Source organism: Acinetobacter sp. YH01024 (assembly GCF_013420195.1).
Classification (GTDB): domain Bacteria; phylum Pseudomonadota; class Gammaproteobacteria; order Pseudomonadales; family Moraxellaceae; genus Acinetobacter; species Acinetobacter amyesii.
Genome location: NZ_VOYQ01000005.1, coordinates 54,461 through 72,196, shown reverse-complemented (window position 1 = coordinate 72,196; position 17,736 = coordinate 54,461). Strand labels below are relative to the sequence as shown.

Here is a 17,736-nt window from a genome sequence, read left to right as displayed (position 1 = left end):
TTCACATCATTGTTCGAATGTCTTAAATCATATTATTCATATTCACGATTGGCAGCATCACAGCAATCACGATCACCAGTACAATGCTCGCCATAAATACCAACATCAGCGGTTCAAGTAACGCCAATAAAGTTGAAATTAAGGTCGTCACTTCTCGGTCTTGCATCGTCGACGCACGTTCGAGCATCCGATCTAATTCGCCTGAACTTTCACCACTTTTGATCATTTGTACCATCATCGGTGGGAAATAACCACTTCGCTCAAGCTGTGTTGCTAAATTACCACCTTCTGTTACTTTCTCTGCCGCAAGGTTGACCGAATCTCGAATCACCCAATTATTACTGACCGCTGCGCCAATTTTTAAAGCATCGACCAAAGGCACGCCAGACTTGGTTAAAATCGACAAGGTACTGGCAAAACGAGCGGCATTAATGCCTTTAGACAGTTTGGAAAATAATGGTAATTTCAAAGTCAATCGGTCAAAGGCATAATGTCCCGCCGCTGTTCTGAGGAATCGAACCAAGAGAAAAATCGAGACTACGCTACCGACCAATAAAAATGGCCAGGCCATTCGAATAAAATCACTGGCTTTCATTAAAGCGACCGTTATCCACGGCAAGGCATCTTTGCTTTGATCAAAGGTTTTGACAATATCTGGGACCACATAGGTCATGAGTCCCATCACAATACCGAAAGACATTAACATCAGGATGATCGGATAAATCATCGCACCCTGCACTTTTTTTTGCATGGCAAAGCGATTTTCGGTGTAATCGGCAAGTTGATCGAGAATGAGATCGAGATGACCTGAACGCTCACCTGCTGCAATCGTGGCAATATACAGTTCAGGAAAGCGTCCCGCTTGTTGTAGTGCGTTGGCTAAAGAATGCCCTTCCAAAACTTTCGAACGCACCGACATCAACAGATTTTGCACATGGGCTTTTTCGTTTTGTTTTCCCACAGCACGAATCGCTTCTTCTAATGGTATTGCAGCGGCAACCAAAACTGAAAGTTGGCGAGTTAATAAAGCCAAGTCATAGGCATTCAGCCCTTTTTGAAACCAGCGCTGCTGCGCGTGTTTGTCTTTTTGCTCAATCGGATCGACAGCAACTGGAATGAGTGACTGATCTCTGAGCTGTTGACGAATTTGACGCGCAGAATCACCCTCAAGTACACCCTTCTGCTGCTTCCCTGAAGCGTCTATGGCAGTAAACTGATATGCAGGCATTGTAATGCTCTAATTTTCCAAAATTTCTATCAGCGCAGTTGCGTCTGACCATCAAAATCATTCATATTCTTAGATATAAAATATGAGCTCACTCTAACACAACTCCTTTACGATCACGACGAAATTTAATCAGGAACTTATCCACGTTTTATGGCAAATTCAGCGAGCATTGCAACACCTATTTACCGCGTTCGAGTCGCCGTTCCGGTATATTTATACGACTGCTTCGATTACAGCTTAAACCAAGAGCAATACCAACAAGCTGAAGTAGGTGCACGCGTTGCTGTATCTTTTGGTCGGCAAAATTTGACCGGTATCATCGTGGAAAAAATTGCTCCCGATGCACCACTCGATTCAAGCTTTAAACTCAAGGCCATTACCGAACTTCTTGATGATCGTGCCATTTTAGATGAGAAAGTTTTAAATTTATTGACATGGTCTGCACAGTATTACCAATTTCCGATTGGTGAAGTGATGCAAAGTGCCCTTCCGACGCTGTTACGCCAAGGAAAGCCCTATAATTTATTGGCACGGACATGGAATCTGATTGACCATAATGCTGAAGCCAAAATTAAACGTTCAGAGCGTCAACAAGAGGCGTATAAAATACTAAAATTACATCCCACAGGCACAGGTGAAAATCTTTTAAATTTGTCAGGTGTGGAAACCGCGACACTCAAAGCATTAGAGAAAAAAGGTATCTGCCAATGTGTCTTGGCGGAACAGGACTTTAGCCCGATGCCCATGAGCATGGCGCAAATGCCACTCACTGCAAATCCTGAGCAAAAGAAAGCCATTGATCGGGTGTTAAAGGCGCGTAATCAATATCAGGCATTTTTACTTGATGGTCTCACCGGCAGTGGTAAAACCGAAGTCTATTTACAAATCATGCAAGAGATTCTAAAGCAAGGCAAACAAGTCTTGGTTTTAGTGCCTGAAATTGGACTTACCCCACAGACCATCAGCCGTTTCCAATCACGTTTTCATTGCAATATTGCTCTACTACATTCGGGTTTGAACGATTCAAAACGTATGCAAGCTTGGCAAGCAGCGCAAACGGGCAAGGCGTCTATTATCTTAGGCACGCGTTCTGCGATTTATACCCCACTGCCGAATCTAGGTTTAATTGTGATTGATGAAGAGCATGATCTGTCCTTTAAACAACAAGAAGGCTTTCGCTATCACGCTCGGGATGTCGCACTTTACCGTGGGCATCTGGAACAATGCCCTGTCATTTTAGGTTCTGCCACGCCTAGTATCGAGTGCTATGCACTGGCGAAACAAGGCAAAATGACCGTACTGGAATTGAACCAACGTGCGGGCACTGCGGTCATGCCGAAAATGCACATCCTTGATCTGAAAGTGGCACAGAAACAGCATGGAATCAGCCAACTTTTGATTGGTGAAATCCGTAAACGGCTTGAAAAAAAAGAGCAAGTATTGGTGTTTTTAAACCGCCGGGGTTATGCACCTGTACTGATTTGTGAAAGTTGTGCATGGCAAGCTAAATGCCCACATTGCGATGCCAATTTCACGGTTCATCGTACACCTTATCAACATTTACATTGTCATCACTGCGGCACCATTCACCGTATGCCAGAGCATTGTCCACAGTGTAATCACCAAGAACTGAAATCCGTGGGTATGGGTACAGCGAAGGTTGAAGAAAGCCTAAATGAGCTATTTCCGCAGCATGACGTTATACGGGTCGATCGTGATTCCACCAGTCGAGTCGGCAGTTGGCAAAAAATCTATGACAAGATTCAAAAAAGCGAACCTGCCATTTTACTCGGTACACAAATGCTGGCCAAAGGACATCATTTCCCTTACGTCACCTTGGTGGCGATTTTAGATATCGATTCAGGTCTACTGAGTGTGGACTTCCGTGCCATCGAGCGTACTGCACAGCTCATTGTACAAGTCACTGGGCGTGCCGGCCGTGGTGAACGTAAAGGCGATGTGTTTTTACAAACCCTAAGACCCGACCATCCGCTTTTGAATATCTTGGTCAATGAGGACTATCGAAAATTTGCCAAAGAAACCATGAAAGAACGGGAAATGGCACAAATGCCACCGTTTCGCTATGCCGCATTGGTGCGCTGTGAGTCCAAAAACCAAGAACTCAATACTGAATTTTTACAGCAACATGCCCAATTGCTGCGTCAGGACTTTGCTGGAATTATTGACATTTGGGGGCCGATTCCTGCCCCGATGGAGCGCAAAGCCGGACGTTATCAATCCCACATGGTTTTACTGTCTACAGATCGTGCGCGCTTACATTATTATCTGCGTTATTGGTGGCAAAACATCTTGCATAACAAGCCATCAAATATGAAATTGAGCCTCGATATAGACCCACAGGAACTCAGTTAAACGCGTACAATTCAGTCTGAAAAATCAGTCATACTGAATTGCAACTTTCGACCAAAAATACAACTCTAGGACGAGTAAATGTCACTACTGTTACAGATCACAATTTTCCTTGGCGCATCCTTATTGCTTGTCCCTTTGCTCAAGCGCTTTGGTATTGCAACGGTTTTGGGATATCTGTTCACTGGTATTTTGCTCGGCCCCGATGTCTTTAACATTGCCGGTGATCCCCAAGCGATCCAAGATCTCGCTGAGTTTGGCGTGATCTTACTGATGTTCCTGATCGGCCTCGAACTCCGTCCACAGCGTCTATGGAGTATGCGTAGTTCTATTTTCGGCATGGGGAGTTTACAAGTCGGTCTGACCGGTCTGCTTTTAGCGCTAGGCAGTTTTTTTGCATTACAACAAGGCATTGCAGCCAGTATCGTTATCGGTTTCGCTCTGGCACTCTCCTCTACTGCCTTTGTCTTGCAGATGCTGAGTGAAAAACAGCAATTAAACACCACCTATGGGCAACAATCCTTTTCGATTTTGCTGTTTCAAGATATGGCCGCAATTCCCCTGATTGCAGTCATCCCCCTGCTCGCAGGAACAGAATCATCACATCACGGAATCGCCTATTTCGCTGCAATCATTGCAACTTTTTCAGGCTTATTTTTATTTAGTCGATACTTAATGCGGCCTTTTTTCCGTTTCGTCGCGAAAAGTGGCGCGCATGAACTGATCACTGCTGTTGGCTTATTTATTGTGCTGGGTGTCGTGGTGTTGATGGATGTACTGGGCATCAGTACCACACTCGGAGCATTTCTGACGGGCGTGCTATTGGCAGACTCGGAATTCCGCCATGAACTCGAAGCAAGTATTGCTCCATTTAAAGGGCTTTTACTTGGTCTGTTCTTTATGACCGTGGGCATGACCACGGAACTGTCATTATTCGTTGAAATGCCATGGTTCATTATCGGTGGTGCGTTGGCACTGATGCTCATCAAAATGGCTTCACTTACCGCGATTGCGCGTTATCTTAAAAATTCATGGCGCAACAGTATTTTACTGGCGACCTGTTTGGCTCAAGGCGGTGAATTTGCCTTTGTAGTCTTTAGTGTGGCGAAAAGTGAAAATGTCGTACAGCAAGCCATTTTGGAGCCATTAACCCTCATCGTCACTTTGTCGATGGTGTTGACCCCTATGTTGTACTGGTTAATACAATCACAAATTTTGCCGCGTTTTAATCCAAAAACCATCCCCGAATATGACGACATTCCGGATGAACATAATCCTGTGATTATTGCGGGCTTTGGACGTTTTGGACAAATCATTGCTCGTGTGGCGCATTTACAGCATTTGTCTTTTACCGCCATTGATAGCAACTTAGACAAAGTCGATTTCGTACGTAATTATGGTGGTCATCTATATTATGGCGATGCCACACAACCAGATATTTTACGCGCTGCGGGCATTGAACATGCCAAAGTGTTCGTCCTTGCCATAGATGATATTGAAGACTCGATGAACGTGGCGCGTCATATTCGCCTGAATTACCCTCAGTTAAAATTATTGGTCCGTGCGCGTGACCGTCATCAGGTGCATCTGCTGCGTGATTTGGGGATTGAGCATATTTGGCGTGAAACCTATTTATCGTCTTTAGGAATGGCCTATCACATGCTGTGCGACTTAGGCATCAGCGATGAAGATGCCTATAAAAGTATCGAATTGTTCCGTGATTATGATGAAAAACTGCTGACTCAACAGCAGCAAATCTATACCGATGAACAAAAAATTTATGAAACGCATCGTAACGCTTTAGCTGAACTGGAACATTTGTTTGAAAGCGATGCGCAAGCCCTTGAAAAACCTACAGGTGTTGATTTACAACGCAGCTTACAACGTCATCGTATTGATGTCACAAGAGATGATAATGAATGACTTGTGTTTTACAATATCGTCACCATTAAAGCAGGGTTATGGAGAATTTTATGTCAGATTTACGCCAACGCTTTTTTATTGAAGATAGCCCTGTTCGTGGAGAAGTGGTTCATCTTGAAGAAGCCCTACAAACGATTCTTGCACAGCGTGACTATGCACCTGCTGTACAAATTCTCTTGGGTGAAATGCTCAGCGCGACTGCCTTGTTGGCCAGCACCTTAAAAATTAAAGGTCGTATTAGCTTACAAATTCAGGCTGCAGGCACTTTTAAATGGGCAATGGCGGAATGTAATCATCTCGGTGAAGTTCGCGCACTTGCAGATTATGAAGAAGACCCGCACTTTCAAACCGCTGAAGACAGCAGCACGGTACTCAAAGCCTTGGTAAACCCAGTACTTTTCATTAATATCGAGCCTGAATTTGGTGAGCGTTATCAAGGGATTGTACCTTTAGACAAACCGACTTTAGCGGGTTGCTTGATGCAATATTATGATCTATCTGCACAGATCCCGACACGCATCGTCTTAGCAAGCAGCAACAGCCGTTCAGGTGGTTTACTGATCCAGTTATTGCCGCGTAACAGCGAAGAAGAACAACGCCGAGTTGATGAAGATCTATGGCCACGTTTAACCATGCTGACCGAGACATTAAAAGCAGAAGAGTTAACGTCTTTATCTGCAAACGAAATTTTATATCGTTTATATAACGAAGAAGAAGTTCGTCTACCTGAAACTGAAGCCTTAAAATTTGGCTGCACATGTTCAAAAGAACGCTGTGCGACAGCACTTGAACAAATTGGTGTTGCTGCAGTTCGTGAAACTCTAGAGTTTCAAAACCCAATTGAAATGGACTGCCAATTCTGTAATACAAAATATACTTTTACGGCAGAAGAAGCTCTATCCCTTTTTGGTCAACACCTCAGCTAAATCATTGCATGATTAAAAGCCTAAATCTAAGCATCCCTCGGGGTGCTTTTTTGTTGTCCCCGCAAAATTTAGACCTACTACTTTCTTCCGCTCCGCCGAATGGTTTAAAACTTTAGAACCTCAATATGATCAGCTGTATTTGCGATCAATTTTTTTTAGAGTAGAATCGCGCCAGAAATAAAGTCAAAAAAACCAACAAAGCTTTATTTTTAATAGAAAAATAATGTAAAAAAAACTGGATAAAATATGAAACTCAAAACACTCGCTATTGCTTTAGCCATGTTCTGCTTTGGCCCAATGACAGCACATGCAGCAGACCTCGTTGGGACCTGGAAAACCATAGATGATAAAACAGGCTATGCCCGTGCTGAAGTCCAAATTACCAAATTAAAAGACGGCAGCTATAGTGGTAAAATCACCAAAGTGCATGCCATCCCTAACCGCCCTGTCACCACGATTTGTGAAAAATGCGAAGGTAAACTCAAAAATGCACCCTTAATTGGTTTACCGATATTCTCTGGCTTTAAACATAATGCAAAAGAGAATGCGTACACCGATGGCAAGGTGATCGACCCACTTTCAGGCAATACTTATCAAGGTAAAGGGCAATTGAATGCACGCGGCAATGTGCTGACACTTCGAGGTTATGTTGGAACCACGCTCCTCGGCCGGACGGTATCTTGGATCCGCGTCAACTAAAGTCGCCATTTGGCTTTCATTGGCATGATGAACTCAACTCCAGACGAGTTCATCATGCCGATAATAATCTACTTTGAGATGAATTCCGACTATTTTACTAGTGCGTAGACGTTCAGCATAAACCTCATTTAGCGCCAACTCGTTCATGTTTTGGCTCAAAATATAAATACCAATTCTTAAAAAATCACTAGAATATTCATATTATTTCAGGCTACATTAAACCCATAATATTTTTATGCCTTTAAGTTTTAGGCATCCGCTTTTTGTGTAATGTGGGTAATTATATGGCTGTTAAATTCCTCCCTTCTATCCTGTTCGGCATGTTCTCCATCTGCAGTTTATCCTCTGCTTTTGCAGCGATTGACCCCTTAGTGGGGACATGGAAAACCATTGATGATCGAACAGGATATTCCCTTGCCGATGTGGTGATTCGCAAAGATAAGCATGACCTGTATTCGGCCACCATTATCCAAAGCCGAAGCGTACCCGGAACAGCAAATGTTTCGACATGCACGCAATGCACCGGTGCTCAGAAAAATAAACCCATGGTCGGTTTAACCACTTTAAGCGGCTTAAGCGCTGATCCAGAAAAGCCCAATGAATTTGTGGGTGGAGTGATGCTCGATCCCAAATCAGGCAAGCACTACAATGCACGCGCTCGTTTGATGAATAATGGCAAGCATTTGATCATCAATGGTCGTACTGAAGGCTCTGCAATTGGACGCAATGTCACTTGGGTCAAAAACTAAGCACGAGGCCTTTAAATCATTAAAGGCCTTTTTTAACTTAAAAATTAGAGTAAAAACTCCATATTAAAGCAGTGTTTTAAAAAAATCTGCCAAATACATCACAAACCATCACATTGATTTTGTAGGGCTTTATATATAAATTAGGCAACTTACTCTAAAAACACAATTCTGAATTTTCAGGGGATGAAATGAAAAAAATATATCAACAATTATTTGCCGGAATACTACTTAGCACTTTGTCAGGATTGTCAATCGCTGCGGAAACCGATCCGCTAGTGGGTAAGTGGAAAACTGTCGATGACCGCACCGGATATTCACGTGCAGACGTTGAAATTCGCAAAAAAGCCGATGGAAGCTATGAAGGCATCATTGTCACCACACGCAATGTCCCTGGCACTGAAAAAATGGGCGTCTGCTCGAACTGCCCAGGTGAATTGAAAAATAAACCTTTTATCGGCTTGCCATTTATTTGGGACTTTAAACAAGATCCAAAAAATCCACGTGAATTCCAAAACGGTAAAGTTCTGGACCCGATTGGTGGAAAAATCTATAAAGGCAAAGCAAGACTTAGTGCTTCAGGAAAACATTTAACTATACGTGGGTATGTTGGTGTATCTGTGATTGGTCGTAGTGTCACTTGGATAAAATATTAATTTTAAATGTGTTTTTAAAAGCCTCCTCGTGAGGCTTTTTTATTGTCATGTTTTGAAACAATAAGATGCTGTTTGCCCCTATGACAGTTTGATGAACCCTTCTATATTGATTTAAACATGATCAATATTTATACAGAGAGTATGCCAGACAATCACTATCAAACTTTAGGGATCGCCCGAGATGCTTCGGCAGATCAAATTAAAAAAGCCTATCGAAAATTGGCGCGTAAATATCACCCTGACGTCAGTAAAGAGGCTGATGCTGAAGCGCGTATGCAAGCGATTAATGTTGCATACGACACCTTGAGTGATGCCGAAAAGAAAAAACAATACGATTTTGAACTCGATCATCCTCAAGGATTTGCTGGGTTTAATGCTGGCAACCAAGATGGTTTTGACCAATCTCAGTTTTATCGCCAATCGACGAGTGATGGTCAGCATGCGGACTTTAGTGGATTTGAAGACTTGTTTGGTCGTTTTGGGCAAGGCTTTGGTGGCGGTGACTATCAGTATCAACGTGCAAACCGCCAAACCAAGAGCTTCCGTGGTGAAGACCAACACGCCAGTTTAGAAGTGGATTTAGAAATCGCATTTCATGGTGCAACGCAGAATATCACCTTGCAGATTCCGAGCTTAAATGCCCATGGTGAGCCTGAAGTTCAACGTAAAACCCTACAAGTCAAAATTCCTGCAGGCATGAAATCAGGTCAACAAATTCGACTCTCCGGCCAAGGGCAAGCTGGCTATAACGGTGGAGCTGCTGGTGATTTATACATTGAAATTTTGTATAAACAAACCGAGCAAACCCGTGTAGAAGGTGCTGATATTTTCCAACAACTGAATATCAGTCCTTGGGAAGCAGCATTGGGTCAAAAAATTGCATTTACCAGTCCTGATGGCAAAACATTAGAGCTACAGATTCCTAAAAATGCGCGTACTGGACAGCAGCTACGATTAAAGGACAAAGGGATACCAAACAAAACACCCGGACAGCTTTACCTGGTTTTAAATATAGTGATACCAGCTGCACAAACAGAACAAGAGCAACAAGCTTATGCGGCTTTTGCTCAAGCTTTTCCGTCATTTAATCCACGACAGTCTTAAGGAGAGCACCATGACAACAATTCATTATCGTGAAATTGTCTGTGACGGATGTAAACAGACTGAAATCGTAGACGAAAAAAGTAGTTTTGATCTACAACACTTTGCCTCTGCCTGTGGGCAAAGTCCAGAATGGGTTCTGCAACTACTCGAATACGATATTCTGCCTAGCCGTTCAGAAGACAGGATTCATCAATTTTTTGGCGATGATATATCTCGCGCACGGCGTGCCTATCGGCTTCAACGAGATTTCGATGCCAGTTTTACTGCGGTCGCCATGATGCTCGACCTGATTGATGAAGTCCAACAACTACGTCGCCAAGTGAAACACCAACAGCTTCATTCGCACTAAATGTATTCGTGAACGCTCTGTCCTGCAGGGCGTTTTTCTTTTTTCTTGTAGAGGAAATGATCGACAACCATGAAAACACGAGATTGCAATAAAAAAGTCAAAAACATGTTTCCTGAGTACCGTGATTTGGTCACTCAGTTACGTGATGAAAATCCGCATTTTGCGCGGATCTTTGAAGAACATGATGAGTTGGATCGCGAAATCATTCAATTGGAATTAGATCCTGTTAATCACTACAACACGGATATTGAGACCATTAAGCGTAAGAAATTAAAGCTAAAAGATGAAATTTACCGCTTGCTGAAAAGTAATGAAAATGATGATATCTCTTGAGATATCGACTCATGTATAGGGGATTTTTCATGATGCATGTCGTTCGCAGTACAACCCTCGAGGCTACGCAATTGAATTGCTAAGACCATAAGGATCGGTCAAATCGGGTTGTACTGCAGATTTTTTAAAAACAAAATTTAAAAACAATAAAATCATGACAAAGGATTCATCATGCAAATACATCATGTACTATTTGGGGCATTACTCAGTTTCAGCGCTCTGTTGCATGCCAGTGATAAACGAGTATTTGAAAAACCATGGATGACCAAACAGGATATTCACGCGGCGATGTCACCGTCGTCAAAAACGCTGACGGGACGTATAGTGGAACACTCACGGCAATACGCCCACTGCCGTACAAACCCTTGGTTGAAGTATGCTTAAAATGCAAAGGCAAACTCAAAAATGCTCCCTTGGTGGGCCTCGAAATTATCAAAGGATTTAAGCCAGACCCACAACATCCAAATGAATATAGCAATGGAACCGTGCTGGATCCCCTCTCAGGTAATGTCTATAAAGGCAAAGCCAAGCTGAGTGCGAATGGCAAACGTTTAACCATGCGTGGCTATATTGGCGTATCTGCACTCGGACGTAGTACCACATGGATTCGTAATGATTAACAACTAGACCCATCCATCAGAGAAGCTGACACGAATTATTTGAGTTTCGTCAGCTTCTCAATTTCTTTCATGGTTTTAACCGTACCTTTGACTGTGCCCTTCACCGTCTGTTTGATTGGTTCATAATCCATAAACCAAAACAGATTCATGTGTTGATCGCCGTGCTGCTGCGCCAACATATCAATCACGCTTTTTTCACCACGCCCCACCAAATGCCGTCGATAAAAATAATACAGCAGTAAAATCGTGGTCATCAGCATGATGCCGAGCATGATCCAAAAACCGGTTGGCGATTTAAGTCCGGGAATGAACTCAAAGTTCATGCCGTATATACCGGTTAATAAGGTTAATGGTGCGAAAATCGCCGTAATAATCGCTAAAATACGCATATTTTCATTGGTTTGGTTGGCAACGGCTGAAAAATGCAGATCAATGGCGGCCTGCACGGCACTGCGTAATCGTGTGGTGTGTTTTTGAATGCGTTCGATATGGCTGGTTAAATCATCTACGCGAACCAGCATGATATCCTGCTTTTCACTGCGCTTTTTGCCTTTCAAATGTGGGTAATTATCCACAACTTCATCACGCAGTTCTTGCAAGGCTTCAATTTGCTCTTCACACAAATTTTCCACTTGCTGAAAAGCCATATTTTCCTGCAGCAGCTGATGCCACTTGGTAAAACGCCGATGCCCTTGCAGCAATTCTTGCTGCCAAAACTCGACACGGCGGGTCAAAGGAACACGTAAATCCAAGTATCCATCTACCATATTATTCAGTAAGCGCAATGCCAAATCTAAGGGTGTAATGGCTAATTTTCGTGGTTTATTTTGTTCATCAATCGGACGAGAAATTAAGGTTTCAATTCGTTGGATATAACTTTCAATGGCTTTGTTGCCTTTTTCGCGCACCGTGATCAGCACTTGGGGCGTGAGCAAAAAACTGATCGGGGTGGTCGCCAAACCAAAGACCCGCTCATGCTTTTCAAGCGCGTCGGCGCCTGCAACAATTTGGTCATCGGGGGTGACCATTTTTCTAAAAATTAATAAATCGTAATCATCGAGTGTGTCAAAGGCACACGGATGCTCTAGATTTAAAATATCCCACAGATGATATTCATTGACCCGTAGATCACACGCCTGAATAATCTCACGCTGCCATTGCTCAGGGCGGTTGACGACATCTTCACGGGTACAATCAATCCAAATAAACTCAGGCTCAAGTTCAGGATGATGCTCACATTGCACTTGGTCTTGCACATAGATATGCGCGGCTGTTGGATGCTGAAAAAAATAATAGGTTTGCATATCTCATTTATTATTGTGTTTACTTTTTGCATGATGCCATAAAAAAAGCCTTGAGCAAGTCAAAGTTCATACTCTGACTGCACTCAAGGCTTTTTAGAATCCATTCACAGAGCCGAAACCCTGTGAATCAGCAAACTATTAAGCTTGTTCGATGTCTTTCATGGTTAATTTGATACGACCGCGGTTGTCGACATCAGCAACTTGTACTTTGATCTCTTGACCTTCAGATAATACGTCTGAAACGTTCGCAATGCGTTCGTTAGAAATTTGAGAGATGTGAAGTAAGCCATCAGTACCTGGAAGGATGTTTACAAACGCACCAAATTCAACGATACGAATCACTTTACCAGTGTAGATTGTACCTGGTTCGATTTCAGCAGTAAGCGCTTGGATTTTCGCAACAGCAGCAGAAGCAGCCGCTTTAGTTTCACCAAATACGCGAACTGTACCGTTATCTTCGATATCGATTGCTGCTTTAGTTTCTTCAGTGATCGCACGAATCGTTGCGCCACCTTTACCAATCACATCACGGATCTTATCAGGGTTGATGTTGATCACTTGGAATGTAGGCGCGTGCATAGAGATTTCAGGACGAGCGCGTGAAATTACTTGGTTCATTGCATTTAAGATGTGCATACGACCTGCATACGCTTGGTTCAATGCAACTTCCATGATCTCTTCAGTAATACCTTCGATCTTGATGTCCATTTGAAGTGCAGTAATACCGTTTGCAGAACCTGCTACTTTAAAGTCCATGTCGCCAAGGTGGTCTTCGTCACCCAAGATGTCAGAAAGAACTGCGAAACGCTCGCCTTCTTTGACTAGACCCATTGCGATACCCGCAACTGGCGCTTTAAGTGGAACACCTGCGTCCATAAGTGATAGAGAAGCACCACATACAGAAGCCATTGAAGATGAACCGTTAGATTCAGTGATGTCCGATACGATACGGATCACGTACGGGAAGCGGTCAGCTGCTGGAAGTACAGCTTGTACACCACGACGCGCTAAACGACCGTGACCGATTTCACGACGTTTAGGACCAGATTCACGACCAGTTTCACCTACAGAGTATGCAGGGAAGTTGTAGTGCAACATGAAGTTGTCAGTTTTCGTACCCGCTAATGTATCTACCATTAACGCATCACGTGTATTACCCAAAGTTGTTGTTACCAACGCCTGAGTTTCACCACGTGTGAATAATGCAGAACCGTGAGCACGGTCTAACACGCCAACTTGTACGTCAAGCGCACGAACTGTTTTAGTATCACGGCCATCAATACGTGGTTTACCTGACAAGATGTTGTCACGTACTGTACGGTATTTCAGGTCTTCGAATAATTCAGCTAAGTCGTCAGCGATACCGTCAACGTCTTCTTCTGGAACAAATTGAGCAACAGCTTCAGCTTGAAGCGCATCAAGTGCTGCATAACGATCGTGTTTAACAGCGATTGTGTATGCTTCAGAGATTTTCGCTTCAAACGCTTCTTTTAATTTTGCACGAAGGTCTTCGTTTTTCGCAGGTGCAGTCCAAGTAGACTCTGTTGCACCAGCAGCCGCAGCAAATTCTTTAATCGCTTGGATCGCGATTTGCATTTCGTCATGACCGAACAATACAGCGCCAAGCATTTGGTCTTCAGAAAGTTCTTTCGCTTCTGATTCAACCATCAATACTGCAGATTCTGTACCTGCAACCACAAGGTCAAGGTCAGATTCTTTAAGCTGTTCGTGGTTCGGGTTAAGGATGTATTCACCGTTGATTAAACCAACGCGCGCACCACCGATTGGACCACGGAAAGGCGTACCCGCAATTGCAAGTGCAGCAGATGTACCTAACATTGCAGCAATGTCAGCATCCATCGTTTTGTCAGAAGAAATCACAGTCGCAGTCACTTGGATTTCGTTGTAGTAACCTTCTGGGAACAACGGACGGATTGGACGGTCGATTAAGCGTGAAATAAGAGTTTCAGCTTCAGACGCGCGGCCTTCACGTTTACCGTAACCGCCCGGGATACGACCTGCAGCATATTGTTTTTCTTGGTAGTTAACAGTCAATGGGAAGAAGTCTTGACCTGCTTTAGCTGTTGGTTGAGCAACAACGGCAACAAGAACTTGTACACCACCCATAGTGATGATTACAGTGTTCGCTTGACGCGCAACACGACCTGTTTCTAGGACAACTTGATGCTGACCGTATTGGAATTCTTTACGAATAATATTAAACATCGACATGTTTTATTTTTTCCTGATTTTATTCTAGTGGAGACCCCTAAGGTTTGGCATTCACTCAACGCCCCAAACGCTGCAACATAAATGACAAAGCTTAGAAGCCGACCTCACTAGATATTAAAAACATTAATTAAAAATACTAATTTGAGACACAAAGAAGGAGCGAATCAACGCCCCTTCCCCATTATCCAACCAAGGTTGGATAGACTTTAGTTTTCAGTAATACAGCACTAAGCATGCAATAGTCCGAAAATAAAAGTTTAAATCGAATTAACGACGTAAACCTAAAGCAGCAATCAATGCGCTGTAACGAGTAGCGTCTTTACCTTTAAGGTAGTCAAGAAGCTTACGACGTTGGTTAACCATACGGATAAGACCGCGACGGCTATGGTGGTCGTGTTTGTGCTCTTTGAAGTGACCTTGTAAATCATTGATTTGAGCAGTTAAAAGAGCTACTTGAACTTCTGGTGAACCAGTGTCGTTTTCAGCGCGAGCGAATTTTGCAACGATCTCTGCGCGATCTGCGTTTGTTAAAGCCATTCGATTTCTCCGAGATGCTTATAAAGTTAACTTTTGATACGAATCAACTGATAAATCAGCTGACTGCCGTGCATCACTACAGCAAGTGCATTATATTAAGGGAAAATCGTCCCAATTGCAAAAAGAGATGGCCGACTTCGTCAGGTTTTCATGACGATAATAGCGCCTTTTTTTTCACATCGATTCCATTATAAATTTTTTATATGTTTCGATACTTTATGCGACACAAAACCGCATATTTCTAACATGTTGAATGCGATGTCATTGAATGAATTTTAAACTGATTTTTTGATATATTTTGCCACTCGATGTTTAGCATGCAAAACTCAAAGTGGAATGATTAAAAAAAAGCCCGAGCTAGGCTCGGGCTTTTTTGCGCTGTAGTTTCTTCTTTTTTAGTTATTGTTTTATTATTTATTGTTTTATGTGGCGCTTTTCCGCGTCCTTATGTCAAACATTCCATGTTTTAACTTGCACTTCCTTATGTGGTAGATTTTGCCACAACGGCTATTAGATAAAAGTCGTATTTTTCGTATCTATATGTAAGCTTTTTCGTACATCAGTTAAGCTCTATTTCTTTTCTGTTACAGCGTATAGGCATTTCTTATTTTCCAGACATAAAAAAGCCCTGTAGTCTCTCCCAAAACTACAAGGCTTAGCGGCTGTAAGTTTCCTATTTCCTTACTTCACTGTAAGTTCGCTGTCTTTTGACGTTATTCTTATACTTTTGCGATTTTACTCAACCATCCGTGTTGAGTTCTTTTTCTGTGAAGTCATCTTCTCAAAAAGCTCTAAAAAGCTCTATGCGCAAATCTCCTGAATCGATGTAAGCCATTTCTTACAAAATACGGTACATTTTGCCTAGGCTTTACAAAGGTAGGTGATTGTTAATTTTTTCTAACAGACCACTAACTCGCGCTGTTCTTTTTATAAGCGCTTTTGCCAATGCATCTTTTGCAACAAGCAAACTCACCACTTTTTTGGCACGAGTGATGGCGGTATAAATCAGCTCTTTACTCATCATTTCGGTAGCATGATTTTCCAAAACTACCGCCGTATGGGTAAATTCAGAACCTTGAGACTTATGTATGGTCAAGGCATAGGCGGTTTCTATACTTTTAGGTAACCGTGTTGCCACCACCCATTTATCCAAACTTGGAAAATAAACCTCAAACTGCGACTTTTCCGTCATCGGTCGTTTTAAGCAAATCCCGATATCACCATTTGATAGTCCAAGTTGATAATCGTTATAGGTCATCATGACTGGACGACCGACATACCAATCCCCTTGTTTCAACACACCCAAGGTATTTAAGACCCGAAGTTCAATCTGCTGGTTGAGTTCGTGTAAGCCTAATTTTCCATGTCGAATGGCCGATAGAATCCGATAATCATCAAAATAGCGAATCAATTGGGCTGACCAATTTGCATATTCAGCGGGTTGCTCTGGCCATTGTTTTAACCATGCCACATAGGGCTGAAAACCATACATCAGTTGATCATAATATTTTGCCCAATGTGCCGCACTGTTCGTAGCGTCGGGGAGATATTGCAACTGAATCACATCGCTCATATTCGGTGTCAGTTGAATCGGCTGAAGTTCGGATGCAGATACCACCTGATGTTCGAATTTCGCCAGAACTTCTGTGGTTGTTTGCTGTTGTTCTTGTTGTTGAATAAAACGGGCAAACTCACCAATGGCTGCACCCTGTACAAAACGGCGGCTGGTCTGTAAATGGGTGCGGTGGGCTTGTAAGGCATCCACATCCTGAAGATTAGCCAAAACTGCACCTACATCGACCGAAGCCAACTGTTCTGCATCCCCTAAGAGAATCAGCTTACTGTTCTGAGGGATTGCCGCGAATAGCATCTGCGCCAAACTTAAGTCCAACATAGAGGCTTCATCGACCACAATGACGTCATAGGGTAAGCGTTGACGTTCATTAAACCGCGGGATAGCGCGCGTCCCTAATCCCAATAGACGATGCAAAGTCACGGGTTTCAAATGTTTGTGAATAATCGAATAATGCTGCAATGCAGGATCTTTAAACGCTGCTTGTAAGGCTTCTTCCATGCGCTGCGCCGCTTTTCCTGTCGGCGCTGCCATGGCAATTCTTAAATTTGGATTTTGCTCATTCAACACGGCAATAATCCGAGCCAAGGTATAGGTTTTACCTGTCCCAGGCCCACCGGTAATGATATTAAAATTGTGCTGACACACCATGTGCAGTGCTTGGATCTGATGGGGATCGGTCAGTAAATCCTTTTCAATATTAAGCATCTGTGTTTGATTGAGATTTTGCTCTGTTTGCTGTTTTAAACGTGCAACTTGCTTGGCTAAAGCATTTTCTAGTGCCCAATAGCGATAGAGATACAGTCGCTGTGAATCAAAAATAAAAGGCGCAACAGGTGTTTTTTCAGCTTGCTCATGCTGAACCATCTGAGCCAAACATTGAATCTGCGCATCTTCGGCCAAAATACAACTATCGCCTTTTTCCACGGCTTGCATCAATTGTTGAATTAACTGATTTGCAGCAGGATGACTGGCCTGATTGGGTAAATAATGTTGGATTAAATAGTCAATCCAATCCGGCAAAACCGCATCTAAATCAGCAGTTTCTTGGGGATTTTGGGTAACTAAAACCTGCATTTCTACAGTGTTTTCTTGTCCCGCGTGCAAAGGCTGTGCTGACAAGGCTTTTTGATCAT

Annotated in this window: 15 protein-coding genes; 10 read left to right on the top strand and 5 right to left on the bottom strand. The window is 43.0% G+C overall.

Translation table 11 applies throughout. The features are described from left to right. Positions 1 to 22 precede the first annotated feature (22 nt). Positions 23 to 1,228 (bottom strand): type II secretion system inner membrane protein GspF, encoded by a 1,206-nt coding sequence (gspF, locus tag FTT88_RS04100; RefSeq protein WP_078189785.1) that lies wholly within the window; start codon positions 1,226 to 1,228, stop codon positions 23 to 25. A 150-nt stretch (positions 1,229 to 1,378) separates the two neighbouring features. On the opposite strand from gspF, the gene FTT88_RS04095 reads away from it, so the two are divergent. The 10 genes from FTT88_RS04095 (at position 1,379) to FTT88_RS04050 (ending at position 10,954) form a co-directional block, all read left to right on the top strand. Then, positions 1,379 to 3,601: a primosomal protein N' gene (locus tag FTT88_RS04095; protein ID WP_180002892.1), complete on the top strand. Its 2,223-nt coding sequence runs from the start codon at positions 1,379 to 1,381 to the stop codon at positions 3,599 to 3,601. A gap of 78 nt (positions 3,602 to 3,679) precedes the next feature. Further along, the gene (locus FTT88_RS04090) at positions 3,680 to 5,521 is read left to right on the top strand and encodes a monovalent cation:proton antiporter-2 (CPA2) family protein (protein ID WP_180002891.1); all 1,842 of its coding nucleotides are present in this window, start codon (positions 3,680 to 3,682) and stop codon (positions 5,519 to 5,521) included. A gap of 50 nt (positions 5,522 to 5,571) precedes the next feature. Further along, positions 5,572 to 6,447, top strand: coding sequence for an Hsp33 family molecular chaperone HslO (hslO, locus tag FTT88_RS04085; protein ID WP_078189788.1), 876 nt, complete (start codon positions 5,572 to 5,574; stop codon positions 6,445 to 6,447). 246 nt (positions 6,448 to 6,693) lie between these two features. After that, positions 6,694 to 7,146: a DUF2147 domain-containing protein gene (locus FTT88_RS04080; RefSeq protein ID WP_373683024.1), complete on the top strand. Its 453-nt coding sequence runs from the start codon at positions 6,694 to 6,696 to the stop codon at positions 7,144 to 7,146. 284 nt (positions 7,147 to 7,430) lie between these two features. Continuing rightward, positions 7,431 to 7,895, top strand: a complete 465-nt coding sequence (locus FTT88_RS04075) for a DUF2147 domain-containing protein (protein WP_168377964.1) — start codon at positions 7,431 to 7,433, stop codon at positions 7,893 to 7,895. 188 nt (positions 7,896 to 8,083) lie between these two features. After that, the gene (locus FTT88_RS04070; RefSeq protein ID WP_078192815.1) at positions 8,084 to 8,548 is read left to right on the top strand and encodes a DUF2147 domain-containing protein; all 465 of its coding nucleotides are present in this window, start codon (positions 8,084 to 8,086) and stop codon (positions 8,546 to 8,548) included. Positions 8,549 to 8,689: 141 nt separating this feature from the next. Continuing rightward, a complete protein-coding gene (locus FTT88_RS04065) occupies positions 8,690 to 9,652 on the top strand; it encodes a DnaJ C-terminal domain-containing protein (protein WP_180002962.1) in 963 nt (320 codons plus the stop codon). Positions 9,653 to 9,662: 10 nt separating this feature from the next. After that, complete coding sequence (locus tag FTT88_RS04060; protein ID WP_078189792.1) at positions 9,663 to 10,001, top strand: chaperone modulator CbpM; 339 nt, start codon at positions 9,663 to 9,665, stop codon at positions 9,999 to 10,001. A gap of 69 nt (positions 10,002 to 10,070) precedes the next feature. Beyond that, positions 10,071 to 10,334, top strand: coding sequence for a YdcH family protein (locus FTT88_RS04055; RefSeq protein WP_180002890.1), 264 nt, complete (start codon positions 10,071 to 10,073; stop codon positions 10,332 to 10,334). Between the two features lie 257 nt (positions 10,335 to 10,591). Beyond that, positions 10,592 to 10,954: a DUF2147 domain-containing protein gene (locus tag FTT88_RS04050; protein WP_257223010.1), complete on the top strand. Its 363-nt coding sequence runs from the start codon at positions 10,592 to 10,594 to the stop codon at positions 10,952 to 10,954. Positions 10,955 to 10,989: 35 nt separating this feature from the next. Here FTT88_RS04050 and FTT88_RS04045 read toward each other — a convergent pair whose 3' ends face one another. From FTT88_RS04045 to recD, 4 genes are all read right to left on the bottom strand, one after another. After that, positions 10,990 to 12,258 (bottom strand): magnesium transporter CorA family protein, encoded by a 1,269-nt coding sequence (locus FTT88_RS04045; RefSeq protein ID WP_180002889.1) that lies wholly within the window; start codon positions 12,256 to 12,258, stop codon positions 10,990 to 10,992. A gap of 138 nt (positions 12,259 to 12,396) precedes the next feature. After that, the gene (gene pnp / locus FTT88_RS04040; RefSeq protein WP_171262611.1) at positions 12,397 to 14,484 is read right to left on the bottom strand and encodes a polyribonucleotide nucleotidyltransferase; all 2,088 of its coding nucleotides are present in this window, start codon (positions 14,482 to 14,484) and stop codon (positions 12,397 to 12,399) included. A gap of 273 nt (positions 14,485 to 14,757) precedes the next feature. Beyond that, on the bottom strand, positions 14,758 to 15,027 hold the full coding sequence (gene rpsO / locus FTT88_RS04035; RefSeq protein ID WP_005007057.1) for a 30S ribosomal protein S15: 270 nt from the start codon (positions 15,025 to 15,027) through the stop codon (positions 14,758 to 14,760). A gap of 868 nt (positions 15,028 to 15,895) precedes the next feature. After that, positions 15,896 to 17,677: an exodeoxyribonuclease V subunit alpha gene (recD, locus tag FTT88_RS04030; protein WP_180002960.1), complete on the bottom strand. Its 1,782-nt coding sequence runs from the start codon at positions 17,675 to 17,677 to the stop codon at positions 15,896 to 15,898. Positions 17,678 to 17,736: the final 59 nt, after the last annotated feature.

What these genes read in the sequence shown, in the direction of transcription:
- FTT88_RS04075 (WP_168377964.1), top strand. Translation starts at nt 7,431, where the DNA reads ATGGCTGTTAAATTCCTCCCTTCTATCCTGTTCGGCATGTTCTCCATC.
- FTT88_RS04080 (WP_373683024.1), top strand. Translation starts at nt 6,694, where the DNA reads ATGAAACTCAAAACACTCGCTATTGCTTTAGCCATGTTCTGCTTTGGC.
- FTT88_RS04065 (WP_180002962.1), top strand. Translation starts at nt 8,690, where the DNA reads ATGCCAGACAATCACTATCAAACTTTAGGGATCGCCCGAGATGCTTCG.
- FTT88_RS04055 (WP_180002890.1), top strand. Translation starts at nt 10,071, where the DNA reads ATGAAAACACGAGATTGCAATAAAAAAGTCAAAAACATGTTTCCTGAG.
- FTT88_RS04070 (WP_078192815.1), top strand. Translation starts at nt 8,084, where the DNA reads ATGAAAAAAATATATCAACAATTATTTGCCGGAATACTACTTAGCACT.
- FTT88_RS04050 (WP_257223010.1), top strand. Translation starts at nt 10,592, where the DNA reads ATGGATGACCAAACAGGATATTCACGCGGCGATGTCACCGTCGTCAAA.
- FTT88_RS04090 (WP_180002891.1), top strand. Translation starts at nt 3,680, where the DNA reads ATGTCACTACTGTTACAGATCACAATTTTCCTTGGCGCATCCTTATTG.
- FTT88_RS04045 (WP_180002889.1), bottom strand. Translation starts at nt 12,258, where the DNA reads ATGCAAACCTATTATTTTTTTCAGCATCCAACAGCCGCGCATATCTAT.
- rpsO (WP_005007057.1), bottom strand. Translation starts at nt 15,027, where the DNA reads ATGGCTTTAACAAACGCAGATCGCGCAGAGATCGTTGCAAAATTCGCT.
- FTT88_RS04060 (WP_078189792.1), top strand. Translation starts at nt 9,663, where the DNA reads ATGACAACAATTCATTATCGTGAAATTGTCTGTGACGGATGTAAACAG.
- hslO (WP_078189788.1), top strand. Translation starts at nt 5,572, where the DNA reads ATGTCAGATTTACGCCAACGCTTTTTTATTGAAGATAGCCCTGTTCGT.
- FTT88_RS04095 (WP_180002892.1), top strand. Translation starts at nt 1,379, where the DNA reads ATGGCAAATTCAGCGAGCATTGCAACACCTATTTACCGCGTTCGAGTC.
- recD (WP_180002960.1), bottom strand. Translation starts at nt 17,677, where the DNA reads ATGCAGGTTTTAGTTACCCAAAATCCCCAAGAAACTGCTGATTTAGAT.
- gspF (WP_078189785.1), bottom strand. Translation starts at nt 1,228, where the DNA reads ATGCCTGCATATCAGTTTACTGCCATAGACGCTTCAGGGAAGCAGCAG.
- pnp (WP_171262611.1), bottom strand. Translation starts at nt 14,484, where the DNA reads ATGTTTAATATTATTCGTAAAGAATTCCAATACGGTCAGCATCAAGTT.